The 18,902-nt window shown below is 72.6% G+C and carries 21 protein-coding genes and 1 tRNA gene; 8 read left to right on the forward strand and 14 right to left on the reverse strand.

Features of this window, described 5'->3' with window-relative positions; translation table 11 throughout:
• The first annotated feature begins 70 nt into the window (after positions 1 to 70).
• The 5 genes from IPQ09_26925 to IPQ09_26945 all read left to right on the forward strand — a co-directional run bounded on the left by IPQ09_26925 (position 71) and on the right by IPQ09_26945 (position 3,818).
• A complete protein-coding gene (locus IPQ09_26925; protein ID MBL0197782.1) occupies positions 71 to 676 on the forward strand; it encodes a CPBP family intramembrane metalloprotease in 606 nt (201 codons plus the stop codon).
• Between the two features lie 60 nt (positions 677 to 736).
• Positions 737 to 1,507 (forward strand): cytochrome c biogenesis protein CcsA, encoded by a 771-nt coding sequence (gene ccsA, locus IPQ09_26930; GenBank protein ID MBL0197783.1) that lies wholly within the window; start codon positions 737 to 739, stop codon positions 1,505 to 1,507.
• 23 nt (positions 1,508 to 1,530) lie between these two features.
• Positions 1,531 to 1,860, forward strand: coding sequence for a CcmD family protein (locus IPQ09_26935; protein MBL0197784.1), 330 nt, complete (start codon positions 1,531 to 1,533; stop codon positions 1,858 to 1,860).
• 204 nt (positions 1,861 to 2,064) lie between these two features.
• Positions 2,065 to 3,207: an acyl-CoA dehydrogenase family protein gene (locus IPQ09_26940; protein MBL0197785.1), complete on the forward strand. Its 1,143-nt coding sequence runs from the start codon at positions 2,065 to 2,067 to the stop codon at positions 3,205 to 3,207.
• Between the two features lie 47 nt (positions 3,208 to 3,254).
• Positions 3,255 to 3,818: a hypothetical protein gene (locus tag IPQ09_26945; GenBank protein MBL0197786.1), complete on the forward strand. Its 564-nt coding sequence runs from the start codon at positions 3,255 to 3,257 to the stop codon at positions 3,816 to 3,818.
• Positions 3,819 to 3,838: 20 nt separating this feature from the next.
• Here the strand turns inward: IPQ09_26945 and IPQ09_26950 are convergent, their stop codons facing one another.
• The 3 genes from IPQ09_26950 to IPQ09_26960 form a co-directional block, all read right to left on the reverse strand.
• Complete coding sequence (locus tag IPQ09_26950; GenBank protein MBL0197787.1) at positions 3,839 to 4,999, reverse strand: hypothetical protein; 1,161 nt, start codon at positions 4,997 to 4,999, stop codon at positions 3,839 to 3,841.
• Between the two features lie 86 nt (positions 5,000 to 5,085).
• Positions 5,086 to 5,157 (reverse strand) — tRNA-Gly (locus IPQ09_26955).
• A gap of 329 nt (positions 5,158 to 5,486) precedes the next feature.
• The gene (locus tag IPQ09_26960; protein ID MBL0197788.1) at positions 5,487 to 5,870 is read right to left on the reverse strand and encodes a hypothetical protein; all 384 of its coding nucleotides are present in this window, start codon (positions 5,868 to 5,870) and stop codon (positions 5,487 to 5,489) included.
• Between the two features lie 67 nt (positions 5,871 to 5,937).
• On the opposite strand from IPQ09_26960, the gene IPQ09_26965 reads away from it, so the two are divergent.
• Complete coding sequence (locus IPQ09_26965; protein MBL0197789.1) at positions 5,938 to 7,803, forward strand: hypothetical protein; 1,866 nt, start codon at positions 5,938 to 5,940, stop codon at positions 7,801 to 7,803.
• Between the two features lie 500 nt (positions 7,804 to 8,303).
• Here the strand turns inward: IPQ09_26965 and IPQ09_26970 are convergent, their stop codons facing one another.
• The 3 genes from IPQ09_26970 to IPQ09_26980 form a co-directional block, all read right to left on the reverse strand.
• Entirely contained in the window at positions 8,304 to 8,813 is a 510-nt protein-coding gene (locus IPQ09_26970; GenBank protein MBL0197790.1) for a hypothetical protein, read from the reverse strand.
• 38 nt (positions 8,814 to 8,851) lie between these two features.
• The gene (locus tag IPQ09_26975) at positions 8,852 to 10,030 is read right to left on the reverse strand and encodes an acyltransferase (protein ID MBL0197791.1); all 1,179 of its coding nucleotides are present in this window, start codon (positions 10,028 to 10,030) and stop codon (positions 8,852 to 8,854) included.
• Between the two features lie 105 nt (positions 10,031 to 10,135).
• Positions 10,136 to 10,582, reverse strand: coding sequence for a transcriptional repressor (locus IPQ09_26980; GenBank protein MBL0197792.1), 447 nt, complete (start codon positions 10,580 to 10,582; stop codon positions 10,136 to 10,138).
• Between the two features lie 176 nt (positions 10,583 to 10,758).
• Here IPQ09_26980 and IPQ09_26985 point away from each other — a divergent pair, with 176 nt between their 5' ends.
• Complete coding sequence (locus IPQ09_26985) at positions 10,759 to 12,234, forward strand: MFS transporter (protein ID MBL0197793.1); 1,476 nt, start codon at positions 10,759 to 10,761, stop codon at positions 12,232 to 12,234.
• 132 nt (positions 12,235 to 12,366) lie between these two features.
• Complete coding sequence (locus IPQ09_26990; GenBank protein ID MBL0197794.1) at positions 12,367 to 12,600, forward strand: hypothetical protein; 234 nt, start codon at positions 12,367 to 12,369, stop codon at positions 12,598 to 12,600.
• A gap of 52 nt (positions 12,601 to 12,652) precedes the next feature.
• On the opposite strand, the gene IPQ09_26995 is transcribed toward IPQ09_26990, so the two are convergent.
• The 8 genes from IPQ09_26995 to IPQ09_27030 all read right to left on the reverse strand — a co-directional run bounded on the left by IPQ09_26995 (position 12,653) and on the right by IPQ09_27030 (position 18,899).
• A complete protein-coding gene (locus IPQ09_26995) occupies positions 12,653 to 13,465 on the reverse strand; it encodes a hypothetical protein (GenBank protein MBL0197795.1) in 813 nt (270 codons plus the stop codon).
• Positions 13,466 to 13,602: 137 nt separating this feature from the next.
• A complete protein-coding gene (locus IPQ09_27000; protein ID MBL0197796.1) occupies positions 13,603 to 14,571 on the reverse strand; it encodes a hypothetical protein in 969 nt (322 codons plus the stop codon).
• 57 nt (positions 14,572 to 14,628) lie between these two features.
• Positions 14,629 to 15,144, reverse strand: a complete 516-nt coding sequence (locus IPQ09_27005; protein MBL0197797.1) for a hypothetical protein — start codon at positions 15,142 to 15,144, stop codon at positions 14,629 to 14,631.
• Positions 15,145 to 15,214: 70 nt separating this feature from the next.
• Positions 15,215 to 15,982, reverse strand: a complete 768-nt coding sequence (locus tag IPQ09_27010; protein ID MBL0197798.1) for a hypothetical protein — start codon at positions 15,980 to 15,982, stop codon at positions 15,215 to 15,217.
• On the reverse strand, positions 15,979 to 16,710 hold the full coding sequence (locus tag IPQ09_27015) for a GntR family transcriptional regulator (protein ID MBL0197799.1): 732 nt from the start codon (positions 16,708 to 16,710) through the stop codon (positions 15,979 to 15,981). The genes IPQ09_27010 and IPQ09_27015 overlap by 4 nt, the downstream gene beginning before the upstream one ends.
• A gap of 206 nt (positions 16,711 to 16,916) precedes the next feature.
• Entirely contained in the window at positions 16,917 to 17,147 is a 231-nt protein-coding gene (locus tag IPQ09_27020) for a cold shock domain-containing protein (protein ID MBL0197800.1), read from the reverse strand.
• A gap of 136 nt (positions 17,148 to 17,283) precedes the next feature.
• A complete protein-coding gene (locus IPQ09_27025; GenBank protein ID MBL0197801.1) occupies positions 17,284 to 18,471 on the reverse strand; it encodes a tetratricopeptide repeat protein in 1,188 nt (395 codons plus the stop codon).
• On the reverse strand, positions 18,468 to 18,899 hold the full coding sequence (locus tag IPQ09_27030; GenBank protein ID MBL0197802.1) for a hypothetical protein: 432 nt from the start codon (positions 18,897 to 18,899) through the stop codon (positions 18,468 to 18,470). Before IPQ09_27030 ends, IPQ09_27025 begins: the two co-directional genes overlap by 4 nt.
• Between the last annotated feature and the right edge of the window lie 3 nt (positions 18,900 to 18,902).

Raw genomic sequence — 18,902 nt, forward strand, 5'->3', positions numbered from 1 at the left:
GGCTCTCCCCGCCGACCGGCCGGGCTGCGCTGAGCTTGCAGAGCCCCGCCGGCCGTGCGACGACACATGGATGCGGCCGGCTCGACCAGGAGAGAAGCGCTGGGCGCGCCTGCTCCTCGTGTACGGCGGCCTGCTCGTGGTCGCGCTCGGGCTCGCCGCCCTCCGCGGTGAGAGCCCCTTCATCACGACGCCGACCCTGCCGCTCGGCGCGGCAGCGCTCGTGGCCGTGAGCCTCGCGCTCGGCGCGGCGCTGGCCATCCTCACGGTGATCGCGACCCGGTGGCTCGTCCGCCGCTTCGCGTGGGCTCGGCGCCTGCACGAGACCCTCCGCCCCGCCGTGAAGGACGCGACCACGGGCCAGCTGCTGGGCATGGCCGCGATGAGCGGCCTCGGCGAGGAGCTCTTCTTCCGCGGGCTGCTCGTGCCCGCGCTCGGCGCCGTGGCCTCGAGCCTCCTCTTCGGCCTGCTCCACCAGGTCCCGGGCCGCGCGCGCTTCGTATGGGCGGCCTGGGCGACGCTCATGGGCCTCGCGTTCGCCGCGGTGTTCCAGCTCACGGGCAGCCTGGCGGGGCCCATGCTCGCCCACGTGGCCATCAACGCCGTGAACCTCGTCTTCCTCCGAGACACGGCGGCCACGGTCGCGCCCCGCAAGCTAGGCGGCATCCTGCGGGCCTGAGGGCTGCGCCTCGCGCGAAGGGCGTCGCACACGCGTCGTCCGTGGTACGATACGCCGCAGATGAGCGCGCCCGGAGACACCCTCGAGGCACGGCGCAGGCCCCTGCGCGCGACCGCAAGCGAGCCTCGCGTGGGCGTCGCGTTCCCCGCGCTGCTCCTCGTGTCGGCCCTGCTGGTGCTCGGCACGATCCACGTCGCGTTCCTTCGCGCGCCCACCGAGCGCACGATGGGCATCGTGCAGAAGATCTTCTACTTCCACGTGCCGTCGGCCTACAGCATGTACCTCGGGGCCACGGCGTGTTTCGCGGGCTCGATCGCGTACTTGCTCCGCCCCACCGATCGCGCCGACGCGATCGCGAAGGCCGGCGCCGAGCTGTCGGTCGTGTACGGGCTGTGCGTGCTCGTCACCGGGCCGCTGTGGGCCGCGAAGGCCTGGGGCTTCTATTGGACGTGGGATCCGCGCCTCACCACGGCCATGTTGAGCTTCCTCATCTACGTCGCCTATCTCGTGCTGCGCGCCTTCACGGGTGACGGCCCCGGCGAGCGTCGCTTCGCCGCGGCCCTCGGCATCCTCGGCGCGGCCAACCTGCCCATCATCCATTTCAGCGTGCAGAAGTGGGGCGGCCAGCACCCCACGGTCGTCACCAGCCAGGGCGGCGGGCTCCAGCACCCCGACATGAAGCTCGCGTTCTGGCTCGGCATGGCCGGCTTCACCTTCCTCACCGTCGCGCTCCTGTGGGCCCGCGTGCGGGTGCTCCTCGTCGAGAGCCGCCTCGCCCGCCTCGAAGAAGACGCGATCGATCTTGGCCTCGACGAACGAACGGAAGCCTGACCATGCGCCTCGACGTCCTCCCCATGCCGCCGCCTCCCTCGAGCGCCCTCGCGAAGGGCTCCGACAAGCCCGCCGACCGGGCCACCACCTTCCAGGCGGTTGAGGGCGGCGAAGTCCACAGCGGGCAGGTCCTCCTGGTCGAAGCGTACGTGGCTATCTGGTTATTTTTGCTCGCATTTATTGCCATGTCCTGGCGAAAGCAGGCGCGCCTCCACGCGCGCCTCGACGACCTCGAGCAGGTGGTCGACCGCGCCGCCGCGCGCCTCGAGGGGGCGGCCCCGATGAAGCCCGCGAGCGCGAAGGCCCCGGCCGCGGCGCCGCCAAGCGAGGCGGCGACCGCCGAGGGCGCCTGATGGGCACGCCTGGCCCCGAGCACTTCATCTTCATCCCCGGCGTGCTGATGATCGGCGCCGTGTTCGGCTTCGTGATGGGCTCGCGCGCGGCCCGCGCGGAGGTCGAGAAGAAGAAGCGGCGCGCGCGCGAGTGAGCGCCCGATCCGGCCGGCGCGGCGCGAGCGGCGCGTGCGTCCGCGCTGAACTTTCGGTATGTTGCGCCCCATGATCGATTTCGAGCTGACCGACGAGCAGAAGGCCCTCATCGACACCGCGCGACGCTTCGCCCGCGAGCGCATCATCCCGGTCGCCGCGGAGGCCGACCGCCTCTCCGAGTTCCCCAAGGGCCTCTTCGAGGCGGCCTGGGAGAACGGCCTCGTCAACATCACCATCCCGGAGGCCTACGGCGGCCTTGGTGTGGGCGAGCTCGAGAGCACGATGATCACCGAGGAGCTCGCCTACGGCTGCTCCGGCATCCAGACCGCGCTGACGGCCAACACGCTCGCGGCGACGCCGGTCATCCTCGGCGGCTCGGACGAGCAGAAGAAGAAGTACCTCGGGATGCTCACCTCGGAGCCCGTGCGCGCCTCGTACGCCACGAGCGAGCCCAACGCGGGGAGCGACGTGGCAGGCATGCAGTGCAAGTTCGTGCAGCACGGCGATGACTACGTCCTGAACGGGCAGAAGGCGTGGATCACCAACGCGGCCTACGCGCGCTGGTTCGTGGTGTTCGCCACGCAGGACCCCTCCCTCAAGCACCGCGGCATCGGCGCGTTCATCATCGACCGCGAGGCCGAGGGCTTCGAGGTCGGCAAGCACGAGGACAAGCTCGGCCAGCGCGCGAGCGACACGGCGCAGATCTTCCTCGACGACGTGAAGGTCCACAAGGCGAACCTGCTCGCGCCCGAGGGCCAGGGCTTCAAGCTCGCGATGGAGACCTTCAACCAGACGCGCCCCGACATCGGCGCGAGCGCAGTCGGCGTCATGCGGCGCTGCCTCGACGAGTGCATCGCGTACGCGAAGGAGCGAAAGACCTTCGGCACGGCGATCGCCAACCACCAGGCGATCCAGTTCATGCTCGCCGAGATGGGCATCCGCATCGAGGCCACGCAGCTGCTCGTGCGCAAGGCCGCGTGGGCGCTCGACAAGAAGCGCCCCTCGCCGCTCACCTCGTCTTGCGCGAAGGCGTTCGGCGGCGACGCCGCGATGGCCACGGCGATCGACGCCGTGCAGATCTTCGGCGGCAACGGCTACACGAAGGAGTACCCCGTCGAGAAGCTCATGCGCGACGCGAAGATTCTTCAGATCTACGAGGGGACGAGCCAGATCCAGCGCATGGTCATCGCCAAGACGCTGCTCGGCGGTTGAGCCGGCCCGCGCGGCGCGCGCCGTGGCGCACGGGCTGGGGAGCGGCCGTGGCTGCGGCGTGGACGGCTGCTACGCTCGCGATCGCCTGCGCGCCGTCGATCGATCGCGGCTCGCCGGAGGTGCCCTCCCCTGCGGCCGCCGACGCGGGCCCCCGCGCGTCGCCTGTAGCGACGCCCGCGCCCGCGACAGGCACCGACGGCTACGTGTATGTTGCACGTTCCAGGCGCGTCTCGGTGGGGCTCGCGGAGGCCCGCGGCCTCACGCCGGACGAGGCCCGCTCGGTGGTCGATCGGCTCGCCGGCGCGTTCGAGGCGTGCGCGGCGCGCCTCGGATCGCTCGCGCCCGGGGCGGCGCGCCTCGTCGTGCTGCTCGACGAGCGCGGCCGCGTCACCGGCAGCGACGCGAAGCTCGCGCCGGGGAGCGAGACCGCTCGCGCGGGGCTCCTGTGCCTCATCTCCCCTGCCCGCGGCCTCTCGTATCCGTCGCTCTCGCCGGCGGCAGGGCCGCCCGCCAGCTGGCGGGGCGCGCGCGGGTTCGCGGTGGAGGCCGCGTGGGAGAGCTCGGGCGCCGCGCCCGAGGCGCCGCGGGCCGGCACGGGCGCGACCCGCTGATCCGCGCCGGGGAATGGGCGTCAGCTCGTGGCCGACTTGCGGAGCGCGCGGAGCGTGGCGGTGACGCGGTCGCCGGCGGAGTGAAGCTCGAGGAACGTGCGCGACTCGCCGGGCGAGAACGAGAAGGTTCCGGGGTTCGCGTAGCGCTCGGTGATCTCCGGGCTGTGGGCGTGCCCAAGCACCACCAGGCTCGCGCCCGTGGCGCCGGCGACCAGACGCGCCCCCGCCGCGAGGCGCGTCACGACCCGCCCGGCGTAGCGGTTGTGGCCCGCGGCCCAGCTCGAGAGCATGCAGCCCATCCCCACGGCCGCGAGGGCGAGCGCCGCGCGCCGGCGGCCCGTCGCCGCCAGGCCCAGCGAGCCGAGCAATGCCATGGTGAAGGTGACCCGGTCGAGGTAGAGCCGCGCGAACGTGTCGCCGAGGCGCGCGAGCGTGGGCGCCTCTTGCGCCGACAGCAGCCCCCGGAGCGCGTCCGCGGAGACGTCGGCGCCGAGCGCGAACGCGTCGAGCAGGGCGTCGCCGGAGGCCCGCTCGGCGTCGAGGTCGTAGAAGGGGCCCGCGTTGGCGAGCGCGGCGAACGAGGCGCGAAAGAACGTCGCGACGACGTGCGGCCCGCGGGCCCCGTAGCGCGTGAAGGCCTCGGTGAAGAGGTCGAGGGGCAGCTTGTCGTTGCGGTTCAAGTAGGCGTAGGCCCCCGTGGGCGCGATGAAGTCGTGCACGAAGCGGACGCCAAGGCTTGGCGCACCGTGGACGAGCGGGTGGCCCGGCGCGTTGTCCGGGTCGAACACGTGGCCGTGCTCCAGGTGCAGGCCGCCGTCGCGGAAGAACCACGGCGTCGTCGAGAGCCGCGCGCGCGCCTCGGGCCCCAGCCGGAGCGCGCGCGCGAGGGTGTCGCCGAAGCCCTCACGCCCGACGTCGGCGTCGTGATTGCCCGCAGCGAGGCGCAGCTCGCCCCCGCGCTCCAGGTGTTCGCCGAGCGCCGGCGCCAGCGAAGGGTGCGCGCCCAGGACCTCTTCGACCGAGGGAGTGGGGGCGGCCTCCGCCGACCGATCGAACAGGTCGCCGGCCACGTACACCCGGGCGCCAGGGTGCTCGGTGAAGAGCCGCGCGAGATCGGCGACCACCGGACGCGGCGTCTGGCGAGTGAGGTGGACGTCGGCGACGACGAGGGTTCGGCGCATGGCAAGAGACAAAGAAAAAAGGCGCGCGGTGCGAGGAGCACTGCACGCCTTCGTTCATACGCCCTCTTGCGAGGGAAAGCGACTTGAGCGGGAAAAGGGATTCGAACCCTCGACGTCCACCTTGGCAAGGTGGCACTCTACCGCTGAGTTATTCCCGCGGTTCGTGGGAGGTGAATTACCCAACCCCACGGCCCGTGTCAACGGGAATTCGCACGCAGGTGTTCACGAAGGGTGGTGATGGCGCGCCAAGCGACGCGGGCGTGATCCTCGGCGGGTGTACGGGCGAGGCGCCCGCCGTGGCGGGCCTCGATCGCGCAGGTCGCCGCACGAGACGCCCCGAGCCCCTGCGCGCCCGGCGTGCGGCACGTCCGCTGGCACGTTCGGCACCTCCCGACGGAGACCGACGTGGCGAACGACGCCCACAAACGACGACGCCCCACGACGAATCGCGGGGCGTGCTGGCGGCGGACGAGGCGCGCGCGCGGCGTCAGGGGGACGTGGTGGGCGGGCCCGAGTCCGGGGGCGGCGGCGGCGCCGGGCACACGGCCGCGCTCGGGTAGCACTTGTTGAGGGCGGTGTCGCAGCAGAAGGTTCCCTTGGCCGGCTTGGCGCAGCTGGTCTGGCACTGCTGGTCGGTGGCGCACGCGGGAGCGCAAGTGTCCGTGGGTGCCGCGTCGACCGGAGGCTTGGCGGCGTCCACCGACGACGTCGCGTCGGCGGCGGCGGCGTCCTTCGCGGCGCCTGCGTCTTTGGCGGGCGTCGGCTCCTCGACGGCGGGGTCCTCCGAGCCGGCGCAGGCCGCGAGCGACGCGCAGGCGAGACCGAGGAAGGCCACCGAGAGGAGGGCGAAAGGAGTATAACGGGCGCTCACGCCCCTTGTACTACTCGATGCCCCCCGCCTCGACAACCCTGACCCTCGAAATAGATACACGCCACGCATGACAGACTCGCCGGACGCCGCCGAAGCCAGCGCCGCCCCACCTTTGGCCGCCGGCCGGGGCGGCGCGGCGGGCCCCGCGCCGGGCGGGCGCCTGAGGAGGCTGCTCGACGACGGCCCCACCCTGTTGGCGTTCCTCTGCCTCGCGACCGTGGGCGTCTTCGTGTTCTGGCCCTCCCTCGCCTGCCCACTGTGGCTCGACGACTACATCCATCGCGCGATGGTCAATCACGTTTACCCTTCGCCGAGAGGCCCCCTCGACCTCTACGACTTCGTGAGCGAGCGCGACCGCGGCGTGCTCATGACCCGCGGAATACTGCCGTGGTGGACCAACCCGCGCCTCGAGATCCGCTTCCTCCGGCCGCTGTCGAGCGCGCTCCTTTACGGGGACCACTCGCTCTTCGGCGAGCACCCGCTCGTGATGCATCTGCACTCGTTCGCGTGGTGGCTCGCGGCTGTGTTCGGCGCCCGCGGGCTCTTCCGCAGGTTCTTCATTCCGCGGATCGCCCTCTTGGCCACAGTCGTGTTCGCCCTCGCCCCGTGCCACGCGATCCCGCTCGCCTGGCTCGCCAACCGCGAGGCGCTCGTGTCGCTCGCCTTCGGGCTGTTCGCGCTCGGGCACTACGAGGACTTCCGGGCGTCGCGCAGCCTGGCGCGGGGGGCCGCCGCGGCGGCCCTGTTCGCCCTCTCCATGGCAGGCGGTGAGTACGGTCTCCTGCTGGCCGGCTACGTCGTCACCGCGGAGGTCTTCGCGCGCGAGGCGACGCCCAGCCCGTCGTACGCGGGGCGCGCACTCGGCGTGCTGCCGTGGCTCGCCCCGACCGCGGCGTACCTCGCCATCCGCCACCACTTCCACTACGGCGCCGCCGGCTCCGGGTTCTACTCCGACCCGACGCAGGCGTTCGGCGAGTTCATGAGCCACGCGCCCAGACGCCTCGCTTCGCTACTCCTCGACGCGTGGCTGTCGCTCGACGGGAATGGCCTCCGCGCGCTCGGCGGGTCGCAGGTGGGCCTCCTCTTCCTCGTGGCGCTCGCGCTGCTCGCCGCGCCCGTGCACGGCGCGATCGCGAGGCTCGACGCCCGCGCCGCCGGCCACGCGACGGCGATGCTCGCGGGCTCCGTGCTCGGCCTCGCGCCCGCCCTGGCGGTGAGCACCTCGCCTCGCCTGCTGGCCGCAGGCATGCTCGGCGTCGCGTCGACGGTCGCGATCGTGCTGAACGACGCCTGGTTCGCGCCACCGGCCCCCGAGGGCGCACTGGAGAGCGCGCACGCGCCGCGGGGTGCGCTCACGGCCAGCGTCGCGTACGCTTTGGGCTTTCTTCACCTCATCCACGCCCCGATCACTTCGTGGGTCGTCGGCAAGGAGATCGGCTTCGGCGCTCGCCTCTTCGCTTCGCACGCGCGCTCCCTCGGCAAGCGCGCGGGCGCCGTCGACGCTCAAACGCCGAGCGAGGTCGCGGTGCAGCTCGTGCGCGCGCCGAACGCGGCGCTCTTCATGCCCTTCGCGCTGAACCCGAGAGCCGAACCGCCCCGGCGGTGGAGGGTGCTCGCGCGGGCGCCCCACGTGCTCGCGATGCGGGAAGGCCCTCGAACCCTGGTGCTCACCGCCCCGCGGGACGTGAGCCTCTTCACCACCGAAGACGGCGACGTGTTCGGGGCGGCGCCCATGTCCCTCGGCGCGGTGCTCCGCGTAGAAGACATGCGGATCGAGATCCTGCAGGTGGGCGCCGAGGGACCGGAGCGCGCGCGCTTCACCTTCGACCGCGACCTCGACGCCGAGGGCATGGTGTGGGCCACCGAGACCGGGCGCGGGTACCCCTCGATCACGCCGCCCGAGGAGGGCTTTGGCGCCCCTTTCGACCCCTAGTCCCCTGGAGTCGTGGTTCGTATCAGAAGTCCGGTCTTCGGTGTCATGCCGAGGAGCGAGGGGGTGCCCCGTTTTCGGCGGCGGCGGGCCCGTCCTCAACTCGGACGTCGTTCCGCGCGGTGGAGGCGGCGCTTTGCGCTCAGGGGACAGTGGTTTCGGGTGTGACCGCGCGAGAACGCCGACCCTCGAACATGAGTATCCTCCCACCGCCGCCGAAAACGGGACACCCCTCGCTCCCTTGTGGCGAAAGGCCGAACCCGCGCGAGTTCTGGAAGGGATCACGCTTCCAGGGGACTAGCAGCCCGTTGATAAGCTCCCGTCGCCCGCGCGCCGCCGCATCGGCACGGGCTGCGCTGCGCTCCCTACAAAAGCACAAAAGTAGGCTCCGCGGGCTCCTCGGATCGCGCCTCGCCCGATGCCGCGCGGGCGACGCGCGGGCTCGGTCCGTTTCTCAGCGGGCTGCTACTAGTCCCCTGGAGTCCATCAAGCGGTTCGGCGCTCTAGCTTCGCCTGCGGCTCCACCGCGCCGCTCGCCACGGATGCGACCGGGCCGCGAGCGCCTCCGGGCGAGGTGACGGCGGGATGTCCTCGTCGTCGGACGGCAGCAAGCGCGCCCTGCGCATCTCGCCGGGCATCGCGCGCGCCCACGCCTCCGCGCGACGGCCGAGGTTGGCGAGCTCGGCCTCGGTGAGCGCGCTCGCGTGCGCGAGCAGAGAATCGAGCGGCCACGCGGACATGGACGCTCGCGATGGGGCCGCGCGGGCCGTGAACCCCACCGGGCGCTGCGCGAGAGCAGCAAGTGCGGCCGGCAGACCTCGCAGCGCCCCGAAGCGCGCGTGGACGACGGCGCCGTCGTCGAACGTGAGCGCGCTCACTGCGCCACCTGCGTAGAGGAGCTCCACACGCGTGTGAGCCGCGAACGAGGCGGCAACTTCGAGGACCTCCGGCAGGGAGAGCCCGTCGAGCGTGCCAAAGAAGCAGAGCGGCGCGGTCGTCAGGAAGGCGGGCACACGCGGCGCGAAGCAACGTTCACGCCACGCGCCCCCGCTCAGGCCGCGATCCGCTCGCGGAGGCGAAGGCTCGGCTTCTCGACCAGCACGTGGAGCGCGTACGAGAGCGCGAACGACGCCACCATCACGAGGACGAACGACAGGGGCCACACGACGAGCATCGGCCACTTGCGGGCGCCGAGCCCCTTCGCCATCGGCAAGATCACCCGCTGCAGGATGGGGATGTGCACGAGGTACACGCCGTAGCCGAGGGTCGCCATGCGCCGAAAGACGGGCCGCGAGAGGGCGCGCGTCACGCTCCCGGCGCCCGAGAGGAAGAGCAGCAGGCTCGTGAAATACATCACCGTGGTGAGCGTGCCCCACGCGAACACGTGGAAGATCGGGAGGTTCTCGCGCCCAAAGAGCTCGGGCCTCACGAGGAGCCACAGGCAGCCGAGCGCGGGCACGGCGAGGAGCGCGCGGTGGAAGGGATCGGCGAGCCAGGCCGTCATTCGGTCCTTGTGACGCACGTGGACGAACGCGAGCCCGATGCCGCACACGAGGGTGTCGTAGCGCGTGTAGGTGCTCACGTAGATGGCGCGGAAGAGGGCGAAGTCCTCCCAAGGGCCGTACCGGTAGAAGATGAAGAGTCGCACGGCGAGCGCGCTCGCCCATAGCGCGCCCAGGAGGGCGAGGCGCGCGCGGTCGGTGGGCAGCTTCCACAGGAGAACGAACAGGAGCGGCACCGTCAGGTAGAACTGCTCCTCGAGCGCCAGCGACCAGCCCCAGCTCATCACCAGCTGTGTGTGCCCGCCAGGCATGAAATTCGTCGCGTAAATGAGCTCGTACGGCAAGTGCGCGCGTTGCTGCGGCGTGAGCGTGGTGCCGAGCGCGAGGGCGACGAGCACCACGTAGTAGAGCGGAAATGTGCGGAACGCGCGCCGCACGTAGAACCGGCGGATGTTCTGCGAGCCGTGTTGCTCGAGCGAGCGAAGCAGGATGGTCCCTATGAGGAAGCCGCTCAGCACGAAGAACATGTCCATGCCGAAGAAGATCGACACCGAGAAGCCGCTGAGGTCGGGATCGAGCGTGATGTGCTGTTCGCCAGCCATGACGGCGGTCACATGCAGCTGCACGACGCTCAAGATGGCGAGCACCCGCAGCCCATGCAGCACCGGGAAGCGGTTGTCGAGCAGCTCGAGGGCGAGGAAGCCCGGTCGAGGCTTCTCGGGCGACATGGCCGGACCGTACCACCCTCCCGCCGGCCTACGGGGAAAAGTGGCGTCCCGCTCGCGCTTGGCCCGAGCCGTCGCGGCGCAGCCGGGGCGGTGGAGCGCGAGGGGTCAGCCGCAGTTGTCGCAGCGGCCCTTGAGCTGGACGGCGACCTTGTGCCTCGCCACCGATTTGGGCATGTTCGACGAGCCCTCGAGGCGGATCGACAACCCCGGCAGGCACGAGACCTCGCCGCAGTCGACGCAGAGAAAGTGGGGGTGCTCGTCCGTGTGGTCCACGCCGCCGACGCCGCGCTTCAGTTCGAAGCGCCAAACGTGGTCGCCGAGGTCGGTGCGCGACAAGATCTCAGCGTCCGACAGGTCGATGAGGATTCGGTAGATCGTGGCGCGATCGAACCCTCGGTCCGCGAGAGCCTCGAAGATCTCGGCGTGGCTGTTCTGCCCTCCGTGGGTGTGGAAGTACTCCAGCACCGAGAGGCGCGACACCGTGCTGCGCAGGCCCGCCGAGCGGAGGAGCGCCTGCAGGTCTTGGGTCTTGGGTGGGCGCGGTCGGGTCACGGGGGAGGCTCTGGGCGAGGCACACGCCTCGCTCGGCTAGGGTAGCGCTTCCGCATCGGAGTTGCATCTACTTCAGGCCGGCGTCGCGGCGAAAGCGACGCGCGACCCGGCTTGACTCCCCTCGGGCCCTGGCGAACACTCGCGCCGATGCGAGCACGCGGCGTGGGCGCGCGACCTTGACGACCGACCCGCCGGACACACCCGCCTCGGACGCGCGACGCGCCGACGACGGCCCTACGTTCCGCGATGGCGAGCCCGGGCACGGCGTCTTCGGGCGGGAGCGGCGCGCCCTGACCTTCGGCGTACTCCTCGCGGTGGCGTCCTTCGCGGCCGAAGGCATGGGCGTCGTGCCGGCGCTGCCCACCGTCGTGCGCGAGCTCGGCGGGATGTCGCTGTTCGGCCTCGCCTTCTCCACCTTCATGCTCGCGTGGCTCCTGGGCACCGTCGCCGCCGGGCAGCTCGCCGACGCGCGCGGCCCGGGGCAAGCGATGGCCGCGGGGCTCTCGGGCTTCGGCGCGGGGCTGCTCCTCGCCGCGGCGGCGCGCGGCATGCCACTCTTCCTCGCAGGACGCGCGCTCCAGGGCGCGGGCGGCGGGGCGATGCTGGCGGCGGCGTACGTGGCCGTCGCGCGAGGCTACCCCGACGCGCTTCGCGCGCGCATGATGGCCCTCACCTCCAGCGCGTGGATCGTGCCCGCCGTGTGCGGCCCTGCGCTCTCCGGGTACGTCGTGCAGCGCGCGAGCTGGCGGCTCGTGTTCGTCGGAGTCGTCCCGCTGCTGGTGGTCACGGCGCTGGTCGTGCTCCCGCCCATGCGCGCCCTCGCGCTCCACAAGCCGCTCGGGGACGGCGTACGGCTGCGCAAGGCGGCGCGACTCGCGGCCGGGGCGGGCCTGTTGCTCGGCTCGGCGGCCCTTCGTCGCGACACCTGGCCATGGCTCGGCGGCGCGCTCGCGACCGGAGCGCTGGGGTTCGCGCTGCTCGCGCCCGCGCTCCGCGCGCTCCTGCCCGCGGGTGCCCTCACGGCGCGGCCGGGGCTGCCGGCGGGCATCGCCGTGCGGGGGGTCCTCGCGTTCGCGTACTTCGGCACCGAGGCGTTCGTGCCCCTGGGGGCGAGCGAGCTGCGCGGCGCCTCCCCCACTCGCGCGGGGCTGGTGCTGAGCGCCGCGTCGCTCGGCTGGATCGCGGCCTCGTGGGTGCAAGACCGCCAAGAGAGCCGGACCGGCGCTTCGGGGCGCGCCGCGCGTGTCCAGCGCGGGTTCGGGGTGCTCACCCTCGGGATCGCCCTGGTCGCGGTCGGGCTGCTGAGCTCGTTGCCCGCGGCGCTCGCCGGCGTGGGGTGCCTCATCGCGGGAGCGGGCATCGGCACGACCTACGGCGCCACGACCCTCTACTGCATCGCGGAGGCGCCCCCTGGGCGCGAGGGCGAAGTGTCGGGCCAGCTCCAGCTCGCCGAAGCGCTGTGCACGGCCGCGGCCACCGGCCTGGGCGGGGCCGTGTACGCCGCGGTGGAACACCAAGGCCACGGCCCGCGCGGCGCCCTCGCCGCGGTACTGGCGCTGACCCTTGCGGTCAGCGCATTGGGCATCGCCGTCGCGGCCCGCCTCCGGGCAAGACGCGGCAGCACCCCCACCACCAACAAGGGGGCAGCGTGAGGGGAGCGCCCTCACCTCCGACGCTCCGTGCCGAGCGCCACCGCGCCGTACCCCACACAAATCACAATCATATCGAGCACATCAGTGGTCGCGATACCCAGAAGCCCCTGGGTCACCTCCAGGCCCAGAAGCATGCCCACGCCGGCCGCGTGCCAGGCTGCACGCGCGCGCCGCGACGAGGGCGCCTGCGCGTCGGCCACGAACGCCGCCGTGGCCACGGCCAGCGCGGCGTCGCTCAGGTGGCCCATCACCCAGGGGCCGAGCGCTCTCCGGAGGGGCTCGGTGCGCGACGACCACCCCGGCCACCCGCGCGAGATCGCCGCGGAGCGCGCGAGCAGCCAGACCGGCTCCTCGCGCAGCGCGTAAGGGGCGCCGCCGAGCAGCAGCGCGAGGGCGACAGCTACGCGAAGGGGTCGCTTCAGAAGCCCTTGGCCGACCAGTGCAGATCGCCCCCGGTGAACTTGGCCTCGACCGTGCCCTTCTTCTTGGTCCGCTTGTCGACGGCCTCACACAGGTGCGGATCGCCCTCGGGCAGGTAGAGCTTCCCCGTGCCGCAGTCGACGGTGACGTTCAGCTTCCCTTTGGTCTCTTTGGCGACCAGCTCCGCGAGGTTCGTCGCCAGGGTGGCGGCGTCCACGTCGACGACCTCGGTGCGGAAGCTGTAGTCGCCCTTCGACGCGTTCTTGAGCTTCACGTTGACCGGCGCCGTCTTGCCGTTCTTGAGGGTCGCGGTGCAGACGAACTCCGGCTGGGTCACCGAGGCCGGGCACACGACCTTCGTGATGCCCTTGCTGGCGAACTGCGTGGCGATGCTGCCCTCCAGCTTCGTCTTCACCGAGGCGCCCTTCCCCGCGCCCGCGCCTCGCTTCGTGAGCGCGTTCCCGTCGACGGTCATGGTCCACACGCCGTCCTCCTCGGTAGGCGCCACGTCGACCTTGTATTTCAGCTCGATGAACGCGGCCTTCACCACGATCTGCCCTCCTTGGATGGCCTTCACTTTGCCGTTCGCCGACGAGCTCGTGGAGCCTTTTTGCTTCTTGAAGGTGAAGGTCTTGTCCGTCGCGATCGACAGGGTCACTCCCTCGCCCTCCCAGTCACCGATGTACTTGGCGGTCTCCGCGTCGACGGGCTCCGCCGAGGTCTCCTCTTTGGGCTTGCTCGTGGCGAGCGAGAGGAAGGCGGCGGTGCCGAGGCCAAGCGCGGTCACGAGAGAGCGGAGACGGCTGTTCATGTTGTCGAGGCTAGAGCACCGCGCTCGTTTTCTGAACACGTTCTCCGGGACGGACACACCACGCGGGCGCGAGCCCTCCCGAGCGCGAACCGCCCCGGCGCGGCCCGGGCCGACAGCTCTCGGCGGCGGTGGGTGTCTCAGAAGACGCAGAGGCCGATGCGCGCCCCCGTGCCTGGCACGGTCGGTGCGCTCGCGCCGAGCACGTCGGAGCACCTGTCGCCGAACGAGCAGTCGGCGTTGCTGCCGACACGGCACCAGCGCTGGCACTCGGGCCCGAAGATGGGGTCGTTGATGCACACGAGGCCCTGGCGGCAATCGGCGGTCGAGGTGCACGCGCCGTACTCGGGCCGCGTGCCAGGTGGGCGGCAGTCGGCCACGCCGGCCGACGCGAACCAGACGCAGGCGTTCGTCCCGCACACAGCCGACGCGCGCGACGGATCGCACTGGACGGAGCACACGTCGAGGTTCGGGGTGGTCACGCCCCCGGCGTCTTGGGGGGCGAAGCAGAGCGTCCCCGGGCCGCAGGTGGGTGTACCGCGGGAGCAGAACGGCCGGCACGCGCCGTTCCAGCACGTGAGGCCCCGCGCGCACCCGCTGGTCGTCGTGCACGCGCGCCCCGCCGCCGCGGAACCCGCGCCCACGCAGCTCACCGCGCCGCTCGTGAGGTTCGTGACGTCGCAGGTCTGCGTGGCCGTGCAGCCGCACTGTGGATTCACGCCGCAGGCGTTGCTGGGCGGCGCGGTGACGCACGCGCCCGCGTCGACCGGCCCCGCGTCGACCGGGCCTCCGTCGACCGGGCTCGCGTCGACCGGGCTCGCGTCGACCGGGCTCGCGTCGCGGGCCGCGTCGACCGGGCTCGCGTCGCGGGCCGCGTCGGGAGGGGCACCGTCAGGTCCAGCGCCATCCGGCGAGCTCGTGTCGGAGGCGGAGTCGGAGACCCTCGCGTCGGGCGTGACGCCGGCCTCCGGGGCCGTCGGCGGGTTGAGAGGGTCGGGATCGTCGCCGTCGACGACCGGCGAGCCGGTGGCGCACGCCGGCGCGGCGAGCGCGACGAGCGCGACGAGCGCGAGGGCGAGCCATGGGCGCGTGCAGGCGGCGGGGTGCATCGTGGACAGCACGAGCGTAGCACGCGGCCGAAGGCGGCGGCCAAGTGCGCGCCCGATTCAGCGCTCGCGCTCGAGCGTGAAGAAGCTCGGGGTGCGCAGGCGGAGCCCTCCCAGCTCGACGTACAGCGCCCCGAACAGCAGCGTGTGCTCCGGGTCGAGAGCCACCACCACGTCCCGCGTGAGCGCGATCGGGTTCCAGGCGGGGTGCGTCGCGCCGTAGTCGAAGACCACGCCGGACTCGCACCCGAACGGGGTGCCTCCCGCAGGCAGCGGGACGACAGCGAACGGGCCGAACGAGACCACCTCGCCTCGTGCGTCGCGCCTCGGGAGGGGAGCGCCGTCGAGGCCGGTCTGCTCGAGTCGTACGTTCAGCCCCGAGACCGTGCCGGCGGCGTCGCGTCGAAAGGACTTACGGAACGTCTTCCATGTGAGGCGCTCGACCAGCCGCGGGAGCCCAAGCGATACGCCCCGATAGTCGGCGCCGGCGAGCCTCTCGGGCGCGACGGCCGCACCGCCACGCAGGCACGCGAGCCGCTCGTCGGCCGACATCGCCCATACTTCGTTCGCCTTCATGGCGACACCTCGCCTGCGGCTCGGGCTCGCCGTCGACCTTCGTTCGCCCCTTCGGGGCGCGCTTTCAGGTTCATGCAGCACCTCTCTGCGCCGCTGCCGCGACGCCCTTCGACACCGTGAAGTCTCGCGCGAGCGCCGCCGCGAGCGTGGCCTCGGGGGTCGCCGGCTGCCGCGCGCACCAGGCGAGGTAAGCGTAGAAGCTCGTGTCCGGGTCGGCGGCGGGCGGCGGGGGCGCCTTGGGCGCGGCGGCGCGGGCTTCGAGGGCGGCGAGGAGGGCCTCGTGGTAGCCCTCGAACACGCACAGATCGCGGAGCCAGGCCGCCCGCGGGCTCTCGCCGCTGACGATCGCGAGGGCGCGGTCTCGGAGCTCGCCGAGCGCCCCGGGATAGAGCTCCAAGAGCTCGAAATCGTAAATGAATTCGTCGCATCCATGGTGAGCCGCGAGCAGGTGTCGGACCCCCCGCTCCCGCGAGCTCCGGAGGCCGGAGAAGTCGAGCGGCGCGATGGCCCGCTCCGCGACGAGGAACGGGAACCGCAGGGGCCGCAGCGCGAGGGCCCGCGCGCGCCACGTCGCGCGTGGGGGCGCGCCGCCACCCGTGCCCACCGACTCCGGGCGGAACACCATGCGGTGCCACATGCGCGCGACGCCGAGCGTGAGCTGCCACTCGTTCGGGATGGCGCAGGGCAGACCGGCAGCGCGAGCGCGCGCGAGGCCCTCGGACACCTCGTGGGGGCGCACGAGGAGGAGGCGCCCGGCGCCCTCGAGGGCGCGCGCGGCGAGCGGGAGCCACGCGGCCGCGGCGGCGGCGGCGGCGCTGCCGACGTGGGCCGATCTCACTGTGCACCTCGGCGCGCGCCCCGAGGGGTGATCCGCGCGAGACGGGCGAGCGTCGCCGCGTCGAGGGCGGCGAGCCCGGCGAGCGTGGCCTCGACGGCCAGCGCGCCCCCTGCGAGCGCCGCGAGGAGGCCTCGCCAGGCAGCGACGTTGAGCGCGGGCTCGGCCATCATGGCCTGCCCAAGCTCGGGCACGTGCGCGAGCGCGGCCGCCGCGGGGTTGAGGAACAAGCGCAGGACCGGGCTCCCGGTCGCGTCGAGGAGCGCTGCGAGCACCGCTACGTCGCCGCGCACCAGCTCGACGGGCGGGGCGCGCCGGGCCGCGAGCGCGGCGAGCGCGTCCACGCGCGCGAGGGCCTCGCCGAGCGCCACCTCCCCGGGTGGCCATGCGGCCAAGCGCTCCAACACCGCGCGCGCCAGGTGCCGCCGGACCGACAGCAGCTCCGCCGCGAGGCCGACAAGGCGCCCCTCCTCGCGGGCGAGGTCCGCGAGGGGTGCGAGCAGATCGGGGCCGCCCGAGGTGAGGTAGTCGTGGACCGCGTACCCCGACCCCTGACGCGCCGTGACCAGGCCGCTGGCCTCGAGCTCGTGCAGCGCCGCGCGTACGGTGGCCCGGTTCACCCCGAGGGTCACGGCGAGCGAGCGCTCAGGGGGCAATCGCTCGCCCACCTGGAGCTCGCCCCGCAGGATGGCGTCCCGAAGCTGGGCCGCGCAGGCCGAAGTGGCGCCCACCCGGCGAGGTATGGCATGAAGCATAGACGGTATATTGGCTCAGCCAATCTACCCGTCAAGGCGATTCGCGCGACCCCGCGCTCCGCGACGCCAGCGCGGGATCACGGCGCGCGGCTCCGACGGGCCAACGGGCGTCTCCCAAGGGCGCTATGGATCGAGCGCCGGGAGCTCGATCACAGGTCGCGGTGCGGGCCAGCCGCGCCGCGCTAACCCACCGCGAGCTCGGCGGGGGCGCCATCTTGGCGAAGCACGTTCACCGCCTGGAGCCCCTTCGGGCCCTCCTTGATTTCGAACTCGACGAGCTCGTCCTCGACGAGGCGACGGCGCCCGTCGCCGCTGATCTGCGAGTAGTGCACGAAGACGTCGGGCCCCTCATCTTGCTTGATGAAGCCCCAGCCCTTCTCGTCGTTGAACCACTTCACGCGACCAACCGTCATCGAAGCCTCCACCTTGCTGCGGCGCCCGGGCGAGCCATCACGCCGGATGCCCAGCGCCACGCTAGGCGGCGATGGACAGACGGGTCAACCAGGAACGGCCAACGAGGGGGCGACGGGGCGCCCGCCGGAGGCGAGATCAGGGCTTCCTCGACTCCTTCTCGAGGGCCTCCAGCTCCTTGAAGTTGGCCACGACCCGGGGGTCCTGCGGATCGAGCGCGCGCGCCTTCTCAAGCGCGGTCCGCGCTTCGGCCCGCGTGGCGGGGTCCTTCGCGAGGACCGTGGCGAGGTTGATCCACGCGCTCGCGAGCTTGTCGTCGAGCCGGATGGCCTCTCGATAGCTCGCGATGGCCTCCGTGTGCTTGCCTTGGAGCTGGAGCGCGTACCCGATGTTCGAGCGAAACGTCGCGCGCTTCGGGTCGAGCTCGACCGCACGCTCGAGCTCGCGCATGGCCCCGACGAAGTCGTTCCGCGAGAGGAGCGCGGTGCCTAGATCGGAGTGCGCCCGCGGATCCGCCGCGTCGAGGGCCACCTGCGCCTCGTACTCTTTCACGGCCTCGTCGATGCGGCCGCGCATGAAGAGCACGGTCCCCAGGTTTCCCCGCCGGGGAGCGCTCCCCGGGTCGAGCTCGACGGCCCGCGCGAGGGAGCCGACCGCCTCCTCGCCACGGCCCGACGCGAGCAGCGCCACCCCGAGCGCCGAGTGGACCTCGGGCTCGTTGGGGAGCTTGCCAGCCGCGCGACGAAGCGGGTCGATGGCGAGCGGCGCGTCCCCCAAGAGGAGCAAGGCCCGGCCGAGCTCCGCCTCGGCGGGGCCAAACTCGGGGTCGAGCTTCAGCGCGCGGCGCAGGTCAGCGAGCGCGTTCTGAACGAGCCGGTTGCCCTTGGCGGCGGCGAAGTTCAGCGTGGGCGTCTCCCGCGCGACGATCGAGCGGGCGACGCCGACGAGCGGCGCTGGATGCTTCGGGCTCAGCCTCTGCGCCTCGCCGTAGAGCTTCAGGGCGGCCGGGAACTCCTCCTTCGCGAAGGCCGCGTCGCCCTCGGCGAGCTTGGCGTCGAGCTCGGGGTTGCCAGTGCGCGCGAGCGGGATCGCGGTGGGCTTCGGCGGTGGGAACCAGCCGACGGGGCGATGGGGGGTGGCTGCCCCGGCGTCCCCGGGGTCGTGGACGCTCGGCGACGCGACCCCAAACGTCGGCAGCTCCACCGGGACGACGGGCGGCAGATTGCGTGCGGGCGCCGCGGCCTCCCGAGGGGGATCGCACGCGGCGACGGCCCCGACGGCCGCGAGCGCCGCGAGCGAGGACAGCAGGAATGAACTACCTTTCATGACAGCGGCTCCGCTCGGCAAGTGACCGTGAACGCGTGCGCGATGACGTCCCGTGCGGCCTCGACGACGCGCTCCGTCGTGCCCTTCGTACGCAGTACCACGAGCTGAGGGCCGCCGGGGCGCGCGGGCGCGGCGTCGACGAGCACCCGCGCCGCCTCCCGGACCGCGTCGGGCAGGTCCGGCTCGCCTCGAAGCGCGACGAGGTGCTCGATGTAGGTCCGCCCCCACCCCGCGTTGGGCGCGACGATCAGCGCACCATTCAAGGCCATCCCGGCGGCCCTTCGCGCGCCCGCGAGCCCGCCCCGGCCGTCGCCGCTGGAGTAGGCGCGCTCGGCGCGCTCGAGCTCGGCCTGGGCGGCCCGAATCCACTCGGAGGCGCTCAGGCGATACAGCCAATGTCCCTCATCGCGCACGAACGTCGGGCTCATGTG

The organism is Myxococcales bacterium (genome assembly GCA_016720545.1).
Classification (GTDB): Bacteria; Myxococcota_A; Polyangia; order Polyangiales; family Polyangiaceae; genus JAAFHV01.

Bases quoted from the DNA above. Each gene is read 5' to 3' on its own strand.
- ccsA (MBL0197783.1), top strand. From the start codon at position 737: ATGAGCGCGCCCGGAGACACCCTCGAGGCACGGCGCAGGCCCCTGCGC.
- IPQ09_27030 (MBL0197802.1), bottom strand. From the start codon at position 18,899: ATGAGCCCGACGTTCGTGCGCGATGAGGGACATTGGCTGTATCGCCTG.
- IPQ09_26995 (MBL0197795.1), bottom strand. From the start codon at position 13,465: ATGAACAGCCGTCTCCGCTCTCTCGTGACCGCGCTTGGCCTCGGCACC.
- IPQ09_26975 (MBL0197791.1), bottom strand. From the start codon at position 10,030: ATGTCGCCCGAGAAGCCTCGACCGGGCTTCCTCGCCCTCGAGCTGCTC.
- IPQ09_26940 (MBL0197785.1), top strand. From the start codon at position 2,065: ATGATCGATTTCGAGCTGACCGACGAGCAGAAGGCCCTCATCGACACC.
- IPQ09_26990 (MBL0197794.1), top strand. From the start codon at position 12,367: ATGCCCACGCCGGCCGCGTGCCAGGCTGCACGCGCGCGCCGCGACGAG.
- IPQ09_27025 (MBL0197801.1), bottom strand. From the start codon at position 18,471: ATGAAAGGTAGTTCATTCCTGCTGTCCTCGCTCGCGGCGCTCGCGGCC.
- IPQ09_27020 (MBL0197800.1), bottom strand. From the start codon at position 17,147: ATGACGGTTGGTCGCGTGAAGTGGTTCAACGACGAGAAGGGCTGGGGC.
- IPQ09_26925 (MBL0197782.1), top strand. From the start codon at position 71: ATGCGGCCGGCTCGACCAGGAGAGAAGCGCTGGGCGCGCCTGCTCCTC.
- IPQ09_26935 (MBL0197784.1), top strand. From the start codon at position 1,531: ATGCCGCCGCCTCCCTCGAGCGCCCTCGCGAAGGGCTCCGACAAGCCC.
- IPQ09_27005 (MBL0197797.1), bottom strand. From the start codon at position 15,144: ATGAAGGCGAACGAAGTATGGGCGATGTCGGCCGACGAGCGGCTCGCG.
- IPQ09_27000 (MBL0197796.1), bottom strand. From the start codon at position 14,571: ATGCACCCCGCCGCCTGCACGCGCCCATGGCTCGCCCTCGCGCTCGTC.
- IPQ09_26965 (MBL0197789.1), top strand. From the start codon at position 5,938: ATGACAGACTCGCCGGACGCCGCCGAAGCCAGCGCCGCCCCACCTTTG.
- IPQ09_26950 (MBL0197787.1), bottom strand. From the start codon at position 4,999: ATGCGCCGAACCCTCGTCGTCGCCGACGTCCACCTCACTCGCCAGACG.